Source organism: Roseivirga pacifica (assembly GCF_900111145.1).
Taxonomy (GTDB): domain Bacteria; phylum Bacteroidota; class Bacteroidia; order Cytophagales; family Cyclobacteriaceae; genus Roseivirga; species Roseivirga pacifica.
Genome location: NZ_FOIR01000003.1, coordinates 1 through 18,844 on the forward strand (window position 1 = coordinate 1; position 18,844 = coordinate 18,844).

The 18,844-nt window shown below is 42.9% G+C and carries 7 protein-coding genes; all 7 read right to left on the reverse strand.

Features of this window, described 5'->3' with window-relative positions:
* Positions 1-9,222, reverse strand: a 9,222-nt coding sequence (locus BMW98_RS15170; RefSeq protein ID WP_170836523.1) for an MBG domain-containing protein, incomplete at its 3' end; no start/stop codon positions are given.
* 189 nt (positions 9,223-9,411) lie between these two features.
* Positions 9,412-10,284, reverse strand: coding sequence for a hypothetical protein (locus BMW98_RS15180; protein WP_090259490.1), 873 nt, complete (start codon positions 10,282-10,284; stop codon positions 9,412-9,414).
* A gap of 242 nt (positions 10,285-10,526) precedes the next feature.
* Positions 10,527-11,264, reverse strand: coding sequence for a LytR/AlgR family response regulator transcription factor (locus BMW98_RS15185; RefSeq protein ID WP_090259491.1), 738 nt, complete (start codon positions 11,262-11,264; stop codon positions 10,527-10,529).
* A gap of 102 nt (positions 11,265-11,366) precedes the next feature.
* Complete coding sequence (locus BMW98_RS15190; protein ID WP_090259492.1) at positions 11,367-13,199, reverse strand: tetratricopeptide repeat-containing sensor histidine kinase; 1,833 nt, start codon at positions 13,197-13,199, stop codon at positions 11,367-11,369.
* Between the two features lie 21 nt (positions 13,200-13,220).
* Positions 13,221-15,188: a sensor histidine kinase gene (locus tag BMW98_RS15195; protein WP_090259493.1), complete on the reverse strand. Its 1,968-nt coding sequence runs from the start codon at positions 15,186-15,188 to the stop codon at positions 13,221-13,223.
* Between the two features lie 172 nt (positions 15,189-15,360).
* Positions 15,361-17,109, reverse strand: coding sequence for a M14 family metallopeptidase (locus tag BMW98_RS15200; protein ID WP_090259494.1), 1,749 nt, complete (start codon positions 17,107-17,109; stop codon positions 15,361-15,363).
* A gap of 6 nt (positions 17,110-17,115) precedes the next feature.
* On the reverse strand, positions 17,116-18,738 hold the full coding sequence (locus BMW98_RS15205) for a M14 family metallopeptidase (RefSeq protein WP_090259495.1): 1,623 nt from the start codon (positions 18,736-18,738) through the stop codon (positions 17,116-17,118).
* Between the last annotated feature and the right edge of the window lie 106 nt (positions 18,739-18,844).

Consider the following 18,844-nt stretch of genomic DNA (forward strand, 5'->3'; position numbering starts at 1 on the left):
GGCTTCGGCTGTTAATAACTGATTACCATTGATGCTGAAGCTAGCATTGTCTGTATCGCCTGTACCTGCCACTAATGTGTAAGTATGACTGTCAGTTGCATCTTGGTCGGTACTTGCAATTGTCCCAACTACTGAACCTACTGCACTGTTCTCATCAATACTCGAGCTGCTTAAGCTAATAGCTGTTGGCAGGTAATTGGTTGTATAAACATCACCAGTAAAGTCTGCTGTCAGTGCATTGGTAGCTGCATCGAGTATGCTGCTGTTGGCTTTCAGGTTCAGGCCAATAGTTCCTTCTCCTGAAACACCATTTACATTCACCGTATAGGTTTTGGCATCTACTACAGTTACCGAGTTGATACTTGCCGTTGCCGTACCAGTAACCACTGTTTCAAAGTCAGCGACATCTACTCCTGTAACTTCTTCAGAGAAGGTTACAGTAAAGTTGGCATCGGTATCTGCTGTGTTCAGTTGGTCGGCTTCTGCCCTTGCAATACTGCTTACCGTTGGTGCTGTGCCATCGAAGGTAGTGCTTATGGTGTTTGCTGATGCTGCACTGGTGTTGCCTGCTGCATCGGTTACTGCTGCTGCGGCTACTGCCACAGTAGTTGCTCCGTCTGCTGTTGGAGTAATATCAGCTGTCCAAACTAGGCCTGCGGTTACTACCTCCACATTGCTCGCTGTACCGTTAGTGATGTCCAGGTCTTCAGCTGTTAGGCCTGAAACTGGTTCATCGTAGGTAACAGTTACTGTAAAGGCTGCATTGGTCAGGTCGCTCACCACTGAAGTAATGGTTGGTGTGGCGCGGATTCCGTCCGCATTTACATTGGCCGTACTGGCGGTATTGTTAAGCGTTAAGATCGCATCGGTTCCAAACTCATCTACTATGATAGCTCCGTTCAGGTCGATGGTTGATCCAACCGTGATACCGTCTGTATCTAGGTCACCTTCGGCAATAGTGTAAGTAAATGTAGCGGTGTTGCTTTCGCTTACTGTTCCACTTAGTGTAGCGGCCTTCGTTTCTGTTCCTATCGTGATTGGTAGGCTTGGCGTTCCTGTAATTGTCACAGGCAAGGTGAAGCCGGTCTCAAAAGTAAGCTTATCACCAATCGCGTAAGTGTCTGCCGTAGGAACAGTTGTAGCGGTAATAATCGAAGCATTAATGATCGACAGGTTTCCATCAACCAGGTTGAAGCTGTAGTTGTTATCACTTCCTCCGTTTAAAGTTATTGCTACAATACCGGCAGCAGTGGTTTCGTCAGCAGTAGTCGAAATGGTTGGTTCAACATCTAAGTCGCTTGCATCATCGCCATTCACGAAGCCAGCGTAAGTAAATGTTAGCTCTGGATTTACTTGGCTGAAGCCTTTTACTTTATCATCTGCCGTAACCGTAAGCACCGCCTTGTTGATAGTCAGTGAACCGTTATTGGTTATCAGTGAATAGTTATCGGCTGCTCCTCCACTCAAGGTGATATCGTAGGTTCCTGCATCACTTGCTGCGTTTGCCGTTACTTCAACCGATGGAGCAGTGAAATCAGTGCTATTGTCACCATTAACCAGACCACTATAGCTAATCGTAAGTTCAGGGTTGGCATCGCCATAAGTCTTTGACTTGTTATCGGCTGTGGCCGTTAACGTTGCTTTTGCTATAGTCAATGAGCCGTTATTTATTATCAGCGAATAGTTATTGGCTTCTCCTCCACTCAAAGTGATGTCATAAGTTCCAACACCGCTAGTAGCATCGGCAATTGTGCCAATGGCAGGTGCTGTAATATCACTTTCGGCATCACCATTTACAAAACCAGTATAGCTGATGGTAAACTCAGGGTTTTCTTCCCCATAAACCTTTGACTTATCATCGGCAGTGGCAGTCAATGTTGCTTTTGCAATAGTCAGTGAGCCGTTATTCGTTATCAGTGAATAATTATCGGCTGCTCCTCCAGTCAGGGTGATGTCATAATTTCCAACACCACTGGTGGCATCCGCAATTGTGCCAATTGTAGGTGCTGTAATATCACTTTCGCCTTCACCATTTACGAAGCCATTGTAGCTAATCGTAAGCTCAGGGTTTGCTTCGCCATAAGTCTTTGACTTATCATCAGCAGTAACCGTTAATGTTGCTTTTGATATAGTCAATGAGCCGTTATTGGTTATCAGTGAATAGTTATCGGCTAACCCTCCAGTCAGGGTGATGTCATAATTTCCAACACCGCTGGTAACATCGGCAGTTGTGCTAATGGTAGGTGCTGTAATATCACCTTCGGTATCACCATTCACGAAGCCAATATAACTGATGCTAAGCTCAGGATTTGCTTCGCCATAAACCCTTGACTTATCATCGGCAGTGGCCGTCAATGTTGCTTTGTCTATAGTTAGCGAGCCGTTATTCGTTATCAGTGAATAGTTATCTGCCGCTCCTCCGCTCAAGGTGATGCTATAGCTGCCAACACCAGATGTTGCATCAGCCAAAGTTGAAATACTCGGTACCGCAATGTCTGTGGCAGCATCGCCATTTACAAAGCCGGCATAAGTAATTGTGAACGAAGGATTTTCTTCACCATAGGTCTTGCTCTTGTCTTCAGCAGTGGCTGTTAAAGTGGCCTTGTTAATGGTTAAGGTCCCCTTATTTGCTGCGAAAGAATAGTTACCGGCTACCCCTCCAGTCAGCGTGATGTCATAAGTCCCTACACCACTGCTTGCATCGGCAACAGTTGAAGCAGTTGGTTCACTTGTGAAAACCGACTTATCTTCTCCATTCACAAAACCAGAATAAGTTATCGTAAAGCTTGGATTCACTTCTCCATAGACCTTGCTTTTATTCTCGGCAGTTGCAGTTATTGCAGCTTTATTTACTGTCAATACCTGCGTGGCATTGGTTGCCGCAGCATAGCTAGCATCTCCAGACTGTGAAGCTGTGATTGTGGTTTCCCCTGCCCCAATAATACTCACTGTAGTACCAGAAACTGTTGCCACACTTGTATTCGAACTGCTATAAGTTACTCCTAGATTAGACGAAGCCGTAGCTGAAAGTGTGAAGCTGGCATCACCATAAGTTTTAGCAGCTAGCGCTCCAAAAGCAATGGTCTGACTGATTTTACTAATCGACCCTTGCAACCTGCTTTCTACCGATGCCCCAAAGTTTATTCCATCATTCGGGCTTACTTCAAAGCTAATGTACTTACCAACATCAGTACTTGTTAGCACATACGTTGAAGCAGTAGCCCCTGTAATAGCCGTTTTGTTTGCACCATTTATATCGCCTGATCTGTACCATTTGAAGGTTGTACCATCTTCAGTATCATTATCTGAATCGGCATATGTATAATCACCAGTTAAGGTCTCTCCTACAATAAGCCCTCCTGAGAAGTCTACATTGGTTGCTGTCGGCAATGCGTTCAAGTAAATATTTACTCCAGTAGCATCTGAACCCAAACTATTACCCCCAAAGTCAGCGACTACATTATTGTTGTTAACATAAGTAATGTTCAAGTTGAGCTGGGCATTCGTTAGGTCGTCAACCGTCAGAATCAGCTTATTGTCTTCAGCGGTTCCATCGGTAATGGACTGCACTGCAAAGCTACTGCTGTTACCATCCTCCACAGTAAAGTCAGTCGGGTTAGTACCCAAGGCCTTAACCGGCTCGCTGAATGTTAGCATAATCTGCGTTTCGCTATCCTTAGTGGCACTTACCAAAGTTGGAGCTATTTGATCTAAATCGATAATCGCACCTGTTCCATCCAATGGATAAACATTTCCAGCCAAATCTGTAATGGTACTTCCACCTGAGTGAAGCACTTCAAAATCGCCCAATAAAGCGCTGAGTGAATTGAACGTTATTACAATTTGGTTATCTCCCACAGTTCCGTCTGAAGCTGAAACAGCATTTTCAGACTCGCCATTTCCGCCATAAACAGTAATGCTGGTGTGACCATTAGCCCCTGGTGCTACCACCTCGCTAAAGGTTAAAGTGATCTGAGTGTCACTGTCCTTAGTAGCGCTTACCAGACTTGGAGCAGTCTCATCGTTAGTGACATTAACAGGTGCTGCCGCAGTGTTAAAATTACCCGCAATATCGGTTGCCTTGTTAGAAGTTACCCCTACTGTTACCTGACCATCTGCTGATGGTGTGATTTTAGCAGTATAGACACTTGCACTTGTAGTGCTAAAGTTGCCGGCTGTTCCATTCGTTACAGAAATGTCATTTACATCGAAGCCTGACACATCTTCCGAGAAAGTAAAAGTTGTTGTAAACTCGCCTTTTTGAGGATCATTAGCATTGCTTGTAATGGTTACCGTTGGCTGAGTCAGGTCAATTACCAATGTTTTTGCAGCAGATGCTGGAGAATAATTCCCCGCATCGTCTAATTCCTTAGCCGTGATTGAATAAGTACCCGCTGGCAAGGTTGTTCCTTCATGATTGAACAACCAAGTGGTCTGAGCATTGGTATTGGCAACCCCGATACTTGTTCCATCAATAAACACCTCAACCCTGCTATTTGAGGCTGCATTTCCTCCTATAATCAAGGTTTGATCGTTGGTAATAAAGTCTGAATCTGAAGATCCTCTATCAGTACCCACTGCCCCTACACTTGGTACCGAAACCGGGCCTGTAAGGTCGATTTCCAGACTAAAGGCATCGGAGGCCGATGACTCATTGCCCGCCAAATCTGTTGCTTTGGCGGTTATGCTATAAGTGCTTTCTGCTAAAGCCGATCTGGAACGGTCTAATGTCCAGTTACCGCTAGCGTCAGCATCGATTGTACCTACACTGTTATTGTCAATAAATACCTCAACAGTGCTATTAGCTTCTGCCGTACCATGTATTTCAATTTCATCATCATTGGTCAACCCATCTGAATCGCTTACACCCGAATCATTACTAATACCTGTTATCACAGGAGCACTAGGAGCAGTAATATCAACAGTTACACTTAGCGCTGTTGACTCGGCAGACTCATTTCCTGCGGCATCAGTAGCCTTGGCAGTAATGCTGTGAGTCGCCTCTGTAAGCGATGATCCAGTATGGTCATAAGTCCAATTGCCTGAGCCATCTGCTGTGGTATTCCCAATGCTGTTTCCACCGATAAATACTTCCACTGAAGCATTGGCTTCTGAAGTACCGTTGATTTCCAAAGTTTGGTCATTGGTTAAATTATCTGTGGCACTGCTTCCAGCATCTGTTGAAATACTAGAAATAACTGGAGCAGTCGGAGCTGTTTCATCATTGACTACCCTCAGTTCTGATGCAGCCGTATTTCCATTACCACCCGCATCCTGTGCCTTATCGGCAGCAACATTTACGGTTACATTTCCATCAGCCACTGGGGTGATGGTAGCCGTATAAATCTTCGCACTAGTTGTATTGAAACTACTTGCCGAACCATTAGCTACTGAGATATCGCTTAGATCAAATCCAGAAACATCTTCGTTGAAAGTAAAGGTTGCTGTAAAGGCACCACTTACCGTATTGGAAGAACTGGTAATTGACATGTATGGTGCTGATGTATCAACTCTTACACCTGCAGCACCAGAAACACTTATAGAAGTGCTGGCATCATTTCCTGCCGCATCTTGAATTGTTCCTCCGTTAGTATTTATTGCAGAAACGCTAACACCATTGCCATCAATATCACCGGCAACTGTTGTGTATCTGAACACCAAAGTGTTTGTACCTGAACCACTATGATATGCTGCAGCTCTATTCTGGCCGCCCATGGCGATAGTAACGCTTGGCGTGCCATTGGTTTCATCTACAAGTACTGTTTCGTTAAATACATAGGTAACATCCACGTTTTCTGTCAGGCCATAAGTTTTACCTACAATGGTACCGGTAGAAACCGATGGAGCGCTGGCATCTATCGTAATATTAAGCGTACCTGAAAGAGCCGACTCATTTCCTGCAGCATCAGTAGCCTTGGCAGTAATGCTATAGCTCGCCTCTGGAAGCGATGACCCCGTATAATCGAAAGTCCAATTGCCTGAGCCATCTGCTGTGGTATTCCCAATGCTGTTTCCACCGATAAATACTTCCACTGAAGCATTGGCTTCTGAAGTACCGTTGATTTCCAAAGTTTGGTCATTGGTTAAATTATCTGTGGCACTGCTTCCAGCATCTGTTGAAATACTAGAAATAACTGGAGCAGTCGGAGCTGTTTCATCATTGACTACCCTCAGTTCTGATGCAGCCGTATTTCCATTACCACCCGCATCCTGTGCCTTATCGGCAGCAACATTTACGGTTACATTTCCATCAGCCACTGGGGTGATGGTAGCCGTATAAATCTTCGCACTTGTAGTATTAAAGTTGCTTACGGCCGCATTCGATACTGAAATGTCTTCGGAAGCAAAACCAGTAACATCTTCGCTAAAAGTGAAGGTTGCTGTAAAGGCTCCGCTGGTCGGGCTCGAACTACTAGTAATAATGACTGTTGGTGGCGTATTGTCAACTTCGACCGCATAGCTTTCTTCCGTTCCCGGAGCTTGATCGAAAAGGGCTGCACCGTCTATTTGAGTGCCTTCAAAAATATCAATCATAAAATCGAAGGCCGCATGGCTAGTATTATTCGAATTAGTAAAAAATGCTCTACCACCTGCTAGACTTCCAGAGGTATGGGCGTAAAAAGCACGATCACCTGACCCTATAAAATTATCTAGCGTGACACTATATACTGAACCTGAAGTTAGCTGAGAAGGATTTGAAATGGTAAAAGTTTGACCAGAAGCGTCTGTGCTACTTGAAATATTCACCGTCTCTTCGGAGAGAATAGCATTGGCATCGTTCAACACTGATGAACTAGAAGCATCCCCTAGAAAAACCCTCAACCGCGCTGTACCAGAGAAAGAGTGATTACCAGATTTAGCGAATAATGTAAAGGCGGTAAGAAAATTATTGCTCGCAGCAGTAAAGGTCTGACCAATCAAAGCCTGATTCAAGTAATCATTCTCTGCCGTCTGCTGATGTGCAACCGCTCCATTATTATAGGTTATGCCAACAATGTCGTTGGCACCGGCAGTTCCGTCAATACCTTTTAACTTCAACGATAGCGTACCATCTACATGGTTAAGGTTGTTAATTGATACATCGTAAGTACTGGCATCAACTTGACTAACATTGGAAACTGAACCACCAACAGTAGAGCTTACAGAGAAGTCGTCACTACTTACATTTTTCACGTTTTCGCTAAAGCTTACCCGAAAAACTGGTGAGGTGTTAGAGTTAACAGTAGCATCGGTAGGTGTTTGCCTTGTTATTGACTGAACTGTAATAAGATTATTTACCTGTTGTGCAGTGCTTTCAACAGCATCACCAGTATTGGTACCGTCTGAAGGGGTTACTTCAAAACTAAGGAACTTTCCAGCGTCAGCCGAAACAAGGGTATAGGTTTTAGTGGTAGCCCCGGCAATAGCTGCCTTATTGGTGCCTGAAGCATCATCTGCACGATACCATTTAAACGTAGATCCGCTTTCAGTGTCTGACTGAGGGTCGCTAAAATCATAATCAGCAGTCAATTGTTCACCGACCACTAAATTTCCTAAAATGCCCAAATTAGTAGCTAAAGGAGGATTAACAATTGTAAAAGATTCATCTGTACCTGGTGCGGTAGAACCCAAAGGCACTGATAAGTCAGTGGCTACTATTGTCTGAAAAACAAAGTCGACACTCGCACTAAATCCTCCAAGCGTAGAAACATAAGCAGTACCATCTCCATAAGGATTGGAGGTTGTACCCATGTAATTAGCACTGCCAGAGCCGGTACCTTTCTCCCACGACCAGGTATAGGTATCGCCAGCGGTCAATGAAGCAGGTGCAGAAAAAACATAGGTTTCAAACCCTGAACCACTAGATACATTAACCTCTTGTGTAGCCAATGGAGTACCACTAACGGTTGTTCCGGAAAAAACCTTAATGGTAGCGGTACCTGAATAGCTATGAAACCCAGAATGACGATGCAATGAGAGACTATGCAATATGCCGGTATTCAGCGCCTTGAAAGACTGCCCGATTTGCCCCGCATCCCCTCCATCCTGATTAAAAGTGCCAGATTCGTTGGCATCATTTAGAGGAAATAGTTTTATGATGTTATTGCTACCTGTTCCATCAACACCTTTGATATCTAGGCCTATAGTGCCTTCAGAATTGGTAACACCAGTCACTTTTATATCAAAAACCGTGTTGGAGATTGCAGTTATAGAAGCTATTGTGCCATCTCCGGCCACTGTACCGCTAAGCACAAAATCATCAGTAGAAACTCTGGCGACTTCATCACTAAACGTTACCCTAAATATCACCTCATCGGCATTTGTAGTAGCATCAGTAGGTAATTGGCGCATAATTGAAGTAACTTTCACAGCTTCGAAAATCGGGCTACTCTCAACCGGAGCACCTGCACCGGTACCATCACTTGGAGTTACCTCAAAGCTGATAAATTTACCGTCATCATCTGCTACCAATGTATAAGTTTGGGCTGTGGCTCCTGCAATAGCTACTTTCCCGGTTCCGGAGGCATCATCGGACCGATACCATTTGAATGTGGAACCGCTTTCTGCATCACTGTCGCTATCTGCATAGGTATAATTGCCTGTTAATTCTTGGCCTATTCCGAAAGTACCAGAAATATTTACATTGCTGGCCGTGGGTACACTATTCGGAGTACCCAATAATACTTCTATGATAATATCAGATGTGCTAAAATTGGCAAACCCAGACTGCGACCCGTCAAAAGTTCCAGAATAAACACCGGTTGTAAAATCGGCAAAAGTGGCTTTACCAGTAATATCAAATGTGGCACTTCCTGAAAGGGTGTATAAAGTATTAGACGCCATTGAAACTGGAGCCCCCACATTTAAAGCAAAATCATCATAGTCTGAGCCTGTATCGTCATCTAATACAATAGCACTAAAATTGACCGGAGTAACTCCGTTCGAAAGGTGTAAGTCGCCATTGAGATTAAAGGTTTGGAAATTGAGATTAGAGTTCACAAAATTGAAAGAAGAATTTCCAAATATTTGGTTTACACCGTTTGAGTTACTCCATGAAGTGGAATTTCCGTTGGTTGTCGCTGAGCCTGAACCTGTAACGGTTATTGTGGTAGCCGAAGTACTCGTAGCACTAATAGTAAACTTAATCTGGGCAAACCCTGCGGACTGCAGGAATATGATTAAGGATAGTGCCCATAGAGACACTCTCCTTTTGAATAATGATTCAATAACTTTTGTTAACATGACACGCATTTCGGTGAAGATTAATTCAATATGAAAATGCGGCCTTTTATTGCGTAGAATTAAAAAATGTGCGTGAACCGCAGTTTTTTGTGCGTGGAATTAGAAGATTGAGGAGCCAAAAAACTGAAAGATTCGGGAATTAACTGCTAAGCCCTGCGCACTATTAGCTAGAGATTCGAAAACCCTTTATTACTTCACTCCCGATAAATAACCAACCAATGTTACATCGGGAGATTCCGCCAATTGGCGCGGGGTTATCACAGTCTCTGTTACCTCAATTTTGGGCAATTCATTAGTCTTTGATCTCTTATAGAAAGAAAAGAGGTCTGTCTTTAATTGAAAATCTGCAGGCATTTCAATATTCGGATTCTGCTTGAGCGCATCTACGTGCAGTGCATAGCCGGCATTTTCATAAATCATTGCTACCAGCGTGGAACAAGCCACCATGTGCTTCTGATGAGTTTTAGCATACTTGTTTATTAGCTGTCTGATAAATATCACCATTAAATCTGCACCTTCTTCACCTAGCTTTTCCACTAAAATTTTATGCAATTGACCATCCGAATAGCGTAAAGAACAGATCACGGCAAGCATCCAAGCAGTTTCATAAGCGTATGGAATATTTGTATCATTTAAAAACTGCTGAGTAGCAGCATTTACCTTCTCCTGAAATACATTATCCGCAAACCTACTGCGATAAACATATACATTCTTAACAGTGTCTTCCTTTAAAGTTGAGGGTATATCCGCAGTAACAATTCCCTTCCTGCCCGCCTGAACAATTTTTGATGCTAAGTTGAGTTCGCCCCTCCCCCTACTTAAATCTACATCTGCCCAAATAGCTCCATGGTAAATGTTTCTATAATTACCTCCTTCGCTGCCTGGGTCGAACCATGGAATAAGATAGAGCAACAGATAGAAGGCGGCATGTGTCTTTTTTGCCAAGTCGGCCTCATCAAAATCTTGCCTTAACTCATCAAGCAGTTTTATAAGGTTGAAGTCTTGATTTTCAAAAATTAAGATATCGCCAGATTGCAAATCAGATTCGGCAAGCTTCTTCATAATACTGAGTTTAAAAAAGAAGTCGAGCCAGATAAAAACTACCCAACTCGACTAAGGAAAAAAAGAAATCTTAATTGGACTTCTTTAACCAACCATCTAACCTTTGTGCAGGTTAACATACCCCTAATATTGTATGCGAATGATTTGAAGCTATACAATAGCTTAATACGAGTTATAGAAATGTGCGCGAACCAATAAAACTTGTGCGTGAACGGATTGATTACAGGAGCGAATAAAACTCGCTAGAGCATTTGTAGTCGTTGAACCAAATTATCCTTGTAAGACTTACCCAAAGGAACTTCCTCCCCATTTACTGAGATAGTAAACAACTGTAAGTCTATATCTTCAACCGTGCTGATGTTAACAATATGCGAACGATGCACCTGCACGAATATGCTGTCATCTAGCTTTTCTGCCACTTCCTTTAGCGATTGTCTTAGCACAAAACGCTTATCGGCTGTATGCAAAATGCTGTACTTATCTTCTACAGAAACCCACAGAATATCACCTACATTTACCTTAACCAGTTTATTGCGCTCTTTAATAAAAAAGCTGTTTTTAGCCAGAATGGCGTGCTTTCCATTATCAAGCAATTGCTCATCCTCTTGGTTTGGTCCATGCGTTCTAAGCAACGCTAGCTCCATGCTACGCTCTAGTTCGTCTGGATTAAATGGCTTGATTAGATATGCATGCGGTGCTGTTTCTTTGGCCTTTTGAAAGATCTCCTTATCGTCAAACGAAGTAATGAAAATGATGGGGGTTTTTCTCTCGGCCTGAAAGGCCCTCGCTAGGTCGATACCGGTCATCTCTCCTTCCAAGTTGATATCTAGCAAGACCAAATCGGGGTATTCATTCCTAAAAGCCCTAAGTGCTTGTTGGCCCTCCCCAACTACATCGGTAATGTTGTAACCTAGCTCGTCTACAAACATTTCCAGCGTGTCTGCATAGTTTGGCTCATCCTCTATTATAAGCACTTTCATCAGGTGGCAATTGTTTTAGGTGAATAAGTAAAAGTAATAAAAACGAAAAAGAAAAAATGCATGATTAGCATGTGTGGACAGGCAATAAACTTAGAGTGCCCTTCACACTGCTTTTGGAAAGCTCAACTCCACACAAGTACCCTCCCCTAACTTACTGTAAACCTGTAAACTTCCTTTGTTTAAGTCCATGAACTCTTGGCAGAGTTTTAGTCCTAAGCCAAATCCTTTTTCGCCTCGGGTGCCCACATTACTTTTTGACGAACGGGAAAAGAGCGCAGCCACTTGCTCGGGACTCATTCCTTGCCCTTGGTCTGTAACTTTAATTAGTACATTTTGGCCTTTGTGCTCACTGCTAATGGAAATAGTGCCATTCTCGGGACTAAACTTTAGCGCATTACTTAGCACATTTCGAAAAACCGTTGCGGCAGTATTTATATCTGCATAAATGCCGGCATCCTCTATTCCATTCTCAAAGTTTACCTGCTTGGCTTCCGCTAGCGACTTGTAAAGTTCCATATTCTCTTCTACCAATGCTTTGGCATTCAAAACTTCGGGGTGGTAAGGAATGCTTTGGTTTTGAGATGTAGCCCAATTCAGTAGGTTATTCAGTAAGTGATTAAGTTGATCAATCGATTGGTCTATTTTGCCACCAACCTCCAGCAGTTTCTCAAACTTCTCTTTACGAATAAAATAGTCTAGCTTTTGGCCAACACCTTGCAAGGCAATCATGGGACTACGCAAGTCATGAGCAATTATTGAAAAGAACTTATCCTTAGTTTCATTCAATGCCGAAAGCTCTTCGTTCTGGCTACTCAATTGCTTCTTGTTCTTCTGCAACTGCATGGCTAACCAAGCCACAAGGCAAAGTACTAAGCTTAAGCTACCAACACCAAACCAAAGCATCCGCTTTTGGCGTGTTTCATAGGCGTTCACTTCTTGTAGCAGTGTTATTTCGGCATCTTTCTGCTGATTGTCAAGTGTGATTTCCCAGCCCTTTAAACGGTCCATCATGTCTTGATTTAACTGCCTCTTCTCAATCTCATCGTATGCCTTATAGTACTTCAGTGCTTTCTCATATTCGCCATGATATTCCGCTATTTCAGAAAACCCAAAATTCAACTCTCGCTGGTAATCAACCAACTCCATGTTATGCGCTAAACTAAATGCGGTATCGATATGCCTTTGCGACTTTTCAGGGTCAATATCATAGTAGTACCTACCAAGGTTAGCATGGCTAAAAATAAAGTCCACGCTATCTCCTTTTATCTTTTCTATATTTAAAACAGACTCCTGATATCGTATCGCATCTTTTACTTCTCCCAAATCATACAGCAAGGTGGCATAATTAGCTTCTAAATTGGTGAGGTTCATAGTATCACCAGAAGCAAAACTTAAGTCAATGCCTTGCAGAAAATAATGCTTTGCGGAATCGTAGTTTTCCAATTCCTGGAAAGTATTGGCTATTCCATCATAAGTCGGAATAAGCGTTCCTGTATCTAAACTAGCTTTAGCCAATGAAATAGCTTTGCGATAGCTAGGGAGGGCTAAATCCATACTATCGACAGCGTAGTAAAGGTGCCCAAAACCAAGGTAAACCTCTTCCGCATACTTCAAATCATTTCGCTCTGATATGGCCAATGCCTCAGCTAGATCATCAATACATTCATCGAACATACCCAAGCGAAAGTAAGTGAACTCCCTATCTATTAGGTATCTCATTTTTAGGCTGTCCGAAAACTCGTCATAGAAGATCTCGAGGTCTAAATAACGCTGTAAGGCACTATCAGGGCTAACATCTATTACAAATTGCGCATTGTAAAGCCTTTCGAAATGGGCAGCTTCTCTTTCTTCAGCATTGATTAAGTCCTGAGCTGAAACATGAGTGGAAATGATTAGGCAGCTGAGCAAAAAAAGTAAAGCGGGCAGTCGTGGCATAACTTGGAACAAATATAAAATTTAAGCCTTACTATGTGGAAGGGTGACACTGAACTTAGTACCTGAAGACTTACTGCTTTCTACGGTTATCCTACCTTTATTGTGAAGCACAAATTCCTTTGTGAGTTTCAGTCCCAAACCAAAGCCCTTTTCGCCAGCAGCCCCTGTCCTTGAATGTCCAGTATCAGTAAATATTTTAGCGACTTGCTCGGCTGTCATCCCTACTCCATTGTCCGCAATAGAAAACACCAATTCTTCGTCTTCTTTGTTCCAGCTCATAGAAATACAGCCGCCTTCATTACTAAACTTAATGGCATTACTCAGCAGGTTACGGACTATTGTACTAAGTGTATTCACATCAGCATATACGTAACCTTCGGTATCTGGTGTTAATACCGTTAGTTTTTTTGCTTCAATTAGCGCTTGATACAGGTTCGTATTTTCGAGCACTAGTTCTTTCAAAGAAACCCGCTCCGGGTGATAAGGGATAGCATCTCTTTGAGACGAAGCCCAGTTTAAGAGGTTATTCAACAAGTGATTTAATTGATCGATTGACTGATCGATCTTACCACCAATTTCCAGCAGCTTTTCCTGCTTATTCTTCCTAATGAAATATTCCAGTTTTTGCCCAACACCCTGCAAGGCAATCATAGGGCTGCGCAAATCGTGCGCAATAATAGAGAAGAACTTGTCTTTGGTGGCATTAGCCTCTTCCAACTCTTTGGTTCGCTCCTCCACCTTTTGTTCAAGTAGCACCTTTTGTTCACTCAAGAGTCTGGTCTTAAACTGCTCCTTCTCTAGCTCCTTCTCGGCAATCTCCTTGCGCATACCTTTAATTCTGGCAGCCAAAGCCAGCGACAGTAGCACCGCTTCTGAAGCTCCGCCAATTTCAACACCGTAGGCAGTAATCAGCATTTCTGGCACTAAGCCCGCGCCTCTCAGCAACACCAAAATCAAACCCAAGATATACGGCAACCACGCTATCACATAATACAAAGCGGTATTATAACCTCTTCTGTAAGACCTGATACCAATAAAAATGTAAGATGGAAATGCAATGAGTACGATCAAACGGCCATACAGCAGTAGCTGTGTAGCATCAAAGAACAAACTCAAAGCCGACATTAATGCACTCGCTCCGGCAACTACCCAAAGATATCTATCCATCTTAGGGTCGAAAGTCTTGAGATTTAGAAAAGTTGCCGCAAAACGACTTGAAAATACCATGCTAATTCCTGCAAAGGTTAGGTAGATATGGTCGTCCAACACAGAGTTATTCGGCCAAGCAAAAAGGTAACCATAACCATTGAGCACTAAACTTGTAGCCAAACCAAAAATAGTTGCACCAACATAAAGCAGGTAAGCCTTATCGCGCAAATAGGTGTACAAAAGCAAGTTATAAACGGCCATTACAGCCATTAAACCGAAAAAAACACCTAGAAACAAGGTGCGTTTTAGCTTAAAGGCATGGTATCCGTTAACGGTAAACAGCTGAATGGGCACAGCTACCGTCCCAGTAGTTCGCACATTAATATAAATGGGGGAATTTAGAGCTGTTTCGCTAACATCAAATGCAAAATTGACACCGCTATAAGGCTTATCTACAGGGTTAAATGCATGTCCTAAAACTTGAGCCTGCCAAGCCGAACCATCGAATGTATATACCGCTACGGTATCCAATGAAGTTTGTGCAACTTCAAGAATAGCTGGATGGTTAAACCCACTTTTGGCAGATACTTTAAACCAGTAGGAACTGGTATCAAAACCAAAGTTGGTAAGTTCTACCTGTTGCCTATCGAATATACGCTGATAAGCGTCTGCTTGAATAGCCCCTACCTCTAACTGCTTTGTTGAATCCACTAAAAAGTGAAGGTTAAAGGGTATTTCACCTGTACCAGATTGCGCCAACAAGCGACCGGGGCTCGCAAAAGCAAAAAGCAGAAAACCAATGAACAAGGCATTGGAGATAAGATGGTTTTCTTTCCTCATAAAAGGTTGGTACACTTAAAGTGCAGCTTAAGGAGCTCTACCTCCTTTAACACTAAAAAATATTCACACACGCTGGTTCTAAAGAACCAGCGATTAAAATAGGCACCAAAACACAATAAAAAAAGCCGATGGAAGTTAATCCACCGGCTTTCACATTATATGCTAATTTACCTTATTTAGTTACCAAACCACCCTTGGCAGAATCTACCGTAATAGTGTATTTGCCTTTGCCACTTACAATCCAGCGAACTTTCACAAAACCATCACCAGGAATGTTTGCTACTTCTAGTTTAGCAGGGTTAACCTTTTGCTCAGTAGTAACACCAAAATCGGCATCTTCTACAATCATTCCCGCCTGCACATCTACTCCAGCAATACTGATATAATCAGGTCGCTCAATTTTGTATTTTAAGTCTTGCGAAGCATGCGTAGGCATCAAACGGTCGTTGCTAATTGTTGCCGTAATCTCCTTTAAACCTCCACCCAAGTCTTTTTCTTCAACATTAGAAATACTAAGATTAGGCATATGATAGGCGTGATATAGCGTAAATGCCATATTTCTGTGGCACTCTTCTTCCAACATAAAACCAGGTGTAGCACGGCCAAAGTTCTTCTTAAACCCTCCTACTTCAATCTCACCATAGGTTGGGTGATTAAAAGTTTTCCATGGTTCGAAAGCATCGCCCATTAATAACTCAGAGTCTACATCGTAAGAAAGGTTACCACCTCTTCTTCCTCCCTCATTGTTCTTATAGTAGGCAAAGCTTGTAAAGATTTCGTTGGTAAAGGTGTAAATACCTCTACTGCCATAAAACCAGTCTAACTCTCCACCAAATACAGAGTAAAGGTCTTTGTAAACCGTTAGGTATCTATAACCAGGAAGAATCTTCTCTCCTTTTTCTCCAATCGCATCATAAATTCTTATGTCTGCTCTATTGTAGGTTGAAAGATCTTCTTCGGCACCAGGCCCGCGCAAGATCATCCCCCCTGAATTATGGAAGCTTTGTCCACCTGCAATATTTGGATGTGCCAGCACAAAATCGGCCACTGCACGGTTTTCTGGAACACTAAACGGATACTTGTATGCCCCTCTTTGAATGTAGTCAGGCTGCCATTTCCATGCCCAGTCACGGTTAGGATCGTAGTATCCATGCGGATCTTCGTTCACTTGTCCGTCACCATCATTATCAATTCCTTCTTGACCCAAGAACTCATAACGCACCACATCTGCAGGCACGTTATCGTCCACGCCAATGGCAATCATTTTTCGCGGATCTTGCGGGTCAACTATCATGTTACCCGTTGGGCTCTTTCTTCTCATTTGAGTTATAGAGCCATTACCATCAATATCATCTGGTAAATCCTCATCAAACAAACCATCCTGGTCATCATCCATTGCAATCATACCTGCTCTTGGAGAACTTCCAGTATTCGGCTCTTGCATATAATTGTTTCTAGCATCAGGGTTAATGGTTGGTACTATATAGAAAATTCGGTTGTCAAGCATTTCTGTAACAAAATCAATATCACCGTAATTTTCAGTTAGATACCATGCTGTGTATATAGAAATCTCTCCTCCTTGAATCTCATTAGAGTGAATGTTTCCATCAACATAAAAACCAGGTTTTCTATCTGGGTCACCCTTTTCGAAATTGGTAATCTGAAGCATCCACATATCGCGGCCTTCGTAAGATTTGCCAATAGACACACGCTTAACCAAGTTCGGGTAAGCATCTGCTATCTTTTTACCTAAAGCAGCCAAACCTTCGGCCGTATAGTATCGGTTAAAAGAAATCTGAACCTTAGGGTTGTGTGGAGAGCCTGCCGCTCTAAATACCTCATCAGCATTTTGCGCCTGCACGGTAAAAGCCGTAGCTACAAAACACGCTGCAACAGTTAGTTTTTGAATAATTCTTTTCATCACTAATTACTTTAGATCGACAGAAGATGAAACAATTCCGGTATGCGGTGCACCAGCTTCTATGGTAACCGAACCTTTTCCTTTTATTAACCAAGTCAGTTGCTGAGCCTCATCGCCATCAACATTCCTGATTAACTGTACTTTTCTACCTGAAACCACTTCTTGGTTTCCATCCAATTGAAGAGCAACTTTTACCCTGCGCAACCAACGCGAACGCTGCCCCATTGTTGAATGGGTTGGCAATGTGCCGGCATTGTATAAATCGGCTGTAATACGGGTTAAACCTTTGCCTACAGACTCGCTTTTTACATTTACTAACTTGATCTCTGGCTGCATTCCTGCCAATTCAGCAATAAACTCCGCATGTTTTTCGCCCAAGTCTCCAATTTTTTCCAAAGGAGGGTTCATCATTAAAAATGGAGCTACTCCACCAACTTCTACCTTTTGTCCAGGGAAGTCAGGGTGATCAATTGCTGTCCATTCCACAAAAGCATTGTTTATTCCCTCTTGTGCCGCCCAACGAATAAAATTCACTTCAGCATTTTTGTCCTTGTTAGGAGCTGCGGTGGAGTCGCCTTTTACAGTTGGCACCCACCATCCCGGTGTACCAAAGCTTAATTTGCCAAAGTGGAAATATGCCCACTGGTAAAAATCACCACCTTGGTCGTCTGAACGCGGAGCATCCTTTAAGCCTACTATCTCATTGTATTTAGAAGAAACCAGTTGATTAATATCGTCATCACCATTCAGAATACTGGTTACAACACGCTTAGAGGCTCCAGCTCTGTTGTATTTCCAAGGCGAAGAAAGGTTGTTACCAGGACCAAAGGTTACCACTGAAAAAATGTTCCATTTGGTATAAAGCATATCTAGCAAGGCTCTGTTCTCTAGCTCAGAAACCGGATGTTCTCCAGCACCTGGAGTAAAATATGCGTACTCATAAGTTAAGGACTTGTTAAAGTGGATTCCACCTTGACCATCCTCGTTAAACTTGCCATCCAAGTCATTGTCTCTACCCTCGGTAAAATACTTGTAAGTTCCTTTCTCACCTTTCGACTTGTCTGCCTTTACCATTACGCGAGCATCAGCAGCATGGGTAGTCCAATCGCCAGTTTCGTCATAAACGCGCATCATGGTAATCATTCCATCACCATTCAAGTCCTCAAAAGGATCTTCATCCAGTCTACCATCACGATCATCGTCAGTTGGTTTAGCATTACCACTTCTGCCATACTTAAGTGCAGCAAAGTACTGCTCTGTAGCATCAGGGCTCATATTCGGAAACACATAGAAAGTTGTGTTTTCTAATAACTCAGAACGGTTGGCAATTACATCTTCTGCAAAACGAACCGCCATTTCAACACCCAAAAGGTGTTTTCCTTCTACTCCCCCCACTACGGCAATAGCAGGTTTGTTATCTACATCTCCGGTGCCCAAAGTGAGCATCCAAATGTCTTTACCTCCCAGTGTTTTGGTTAGTGATTCCAGCGAGGCACTGCTCGAAGAACTGGCCAGCGACCTAAGTCTTTGTGCCAACTGCTGAGCATTGTTGTAGTCTTGTGCCTGTACTAGGGTGGTTATAAACCCTAAAATAACCAGTGCACAACACCTCATCAGTTTAATTTTCATAGGCTGATTATTGGTTTGAATAATTCATTAATGTGTCAACCTGAAGAAAGTGATGTTGCGGCTGTAAATAAAGCAAATGCTTAGGAATGGTATTCCACGGTGTTGG

Coding starts and splice junctions, on each gene's coding strand:
- BMW98_RS15180 (WP_090259490.1), bottom strand. CDS start 10,284: ATGAAGAAGCTTGCCGAATCTGATTTGCAATCTGGCGATATCTTAATT.
- BMW98_RS15185 (WP_090259491.1), bottom strand. CDS start 11,264: ATGAAAGTGCTTATAATAGAGGATGAGCCAAACTATGCAGACACGCTG.
- BMW98_RS15190 (WP_090259492.1), bottom strand. CDS start 13,199: ATGCCACGACTGCCCGCTTTACTTTTTTTGCTCAGCTGCCTAATCATT.
- BMW98_RS15195 (WP_090259493.1), bottom strand. CDS start 15,188: ATGAGGAAAGAAAACCATCTTATCTCCAATGCCTTGTTCATTGGTTTT.
- BMW98_RS15200 (WP_090259494.1), bottom strand. CDS start 17,109: ATGAAAAGAATTATTCAAAAACTAACTGTTGCAGCGTGTTTTGTAGCT.
- BMW98_RS15205 (WP_090259495.1), bottom strand. CDS start 18,738: ATGAAAATTAAACTGATGAGGTGTTGTGCACTGGTTATTTTAGGGTTT.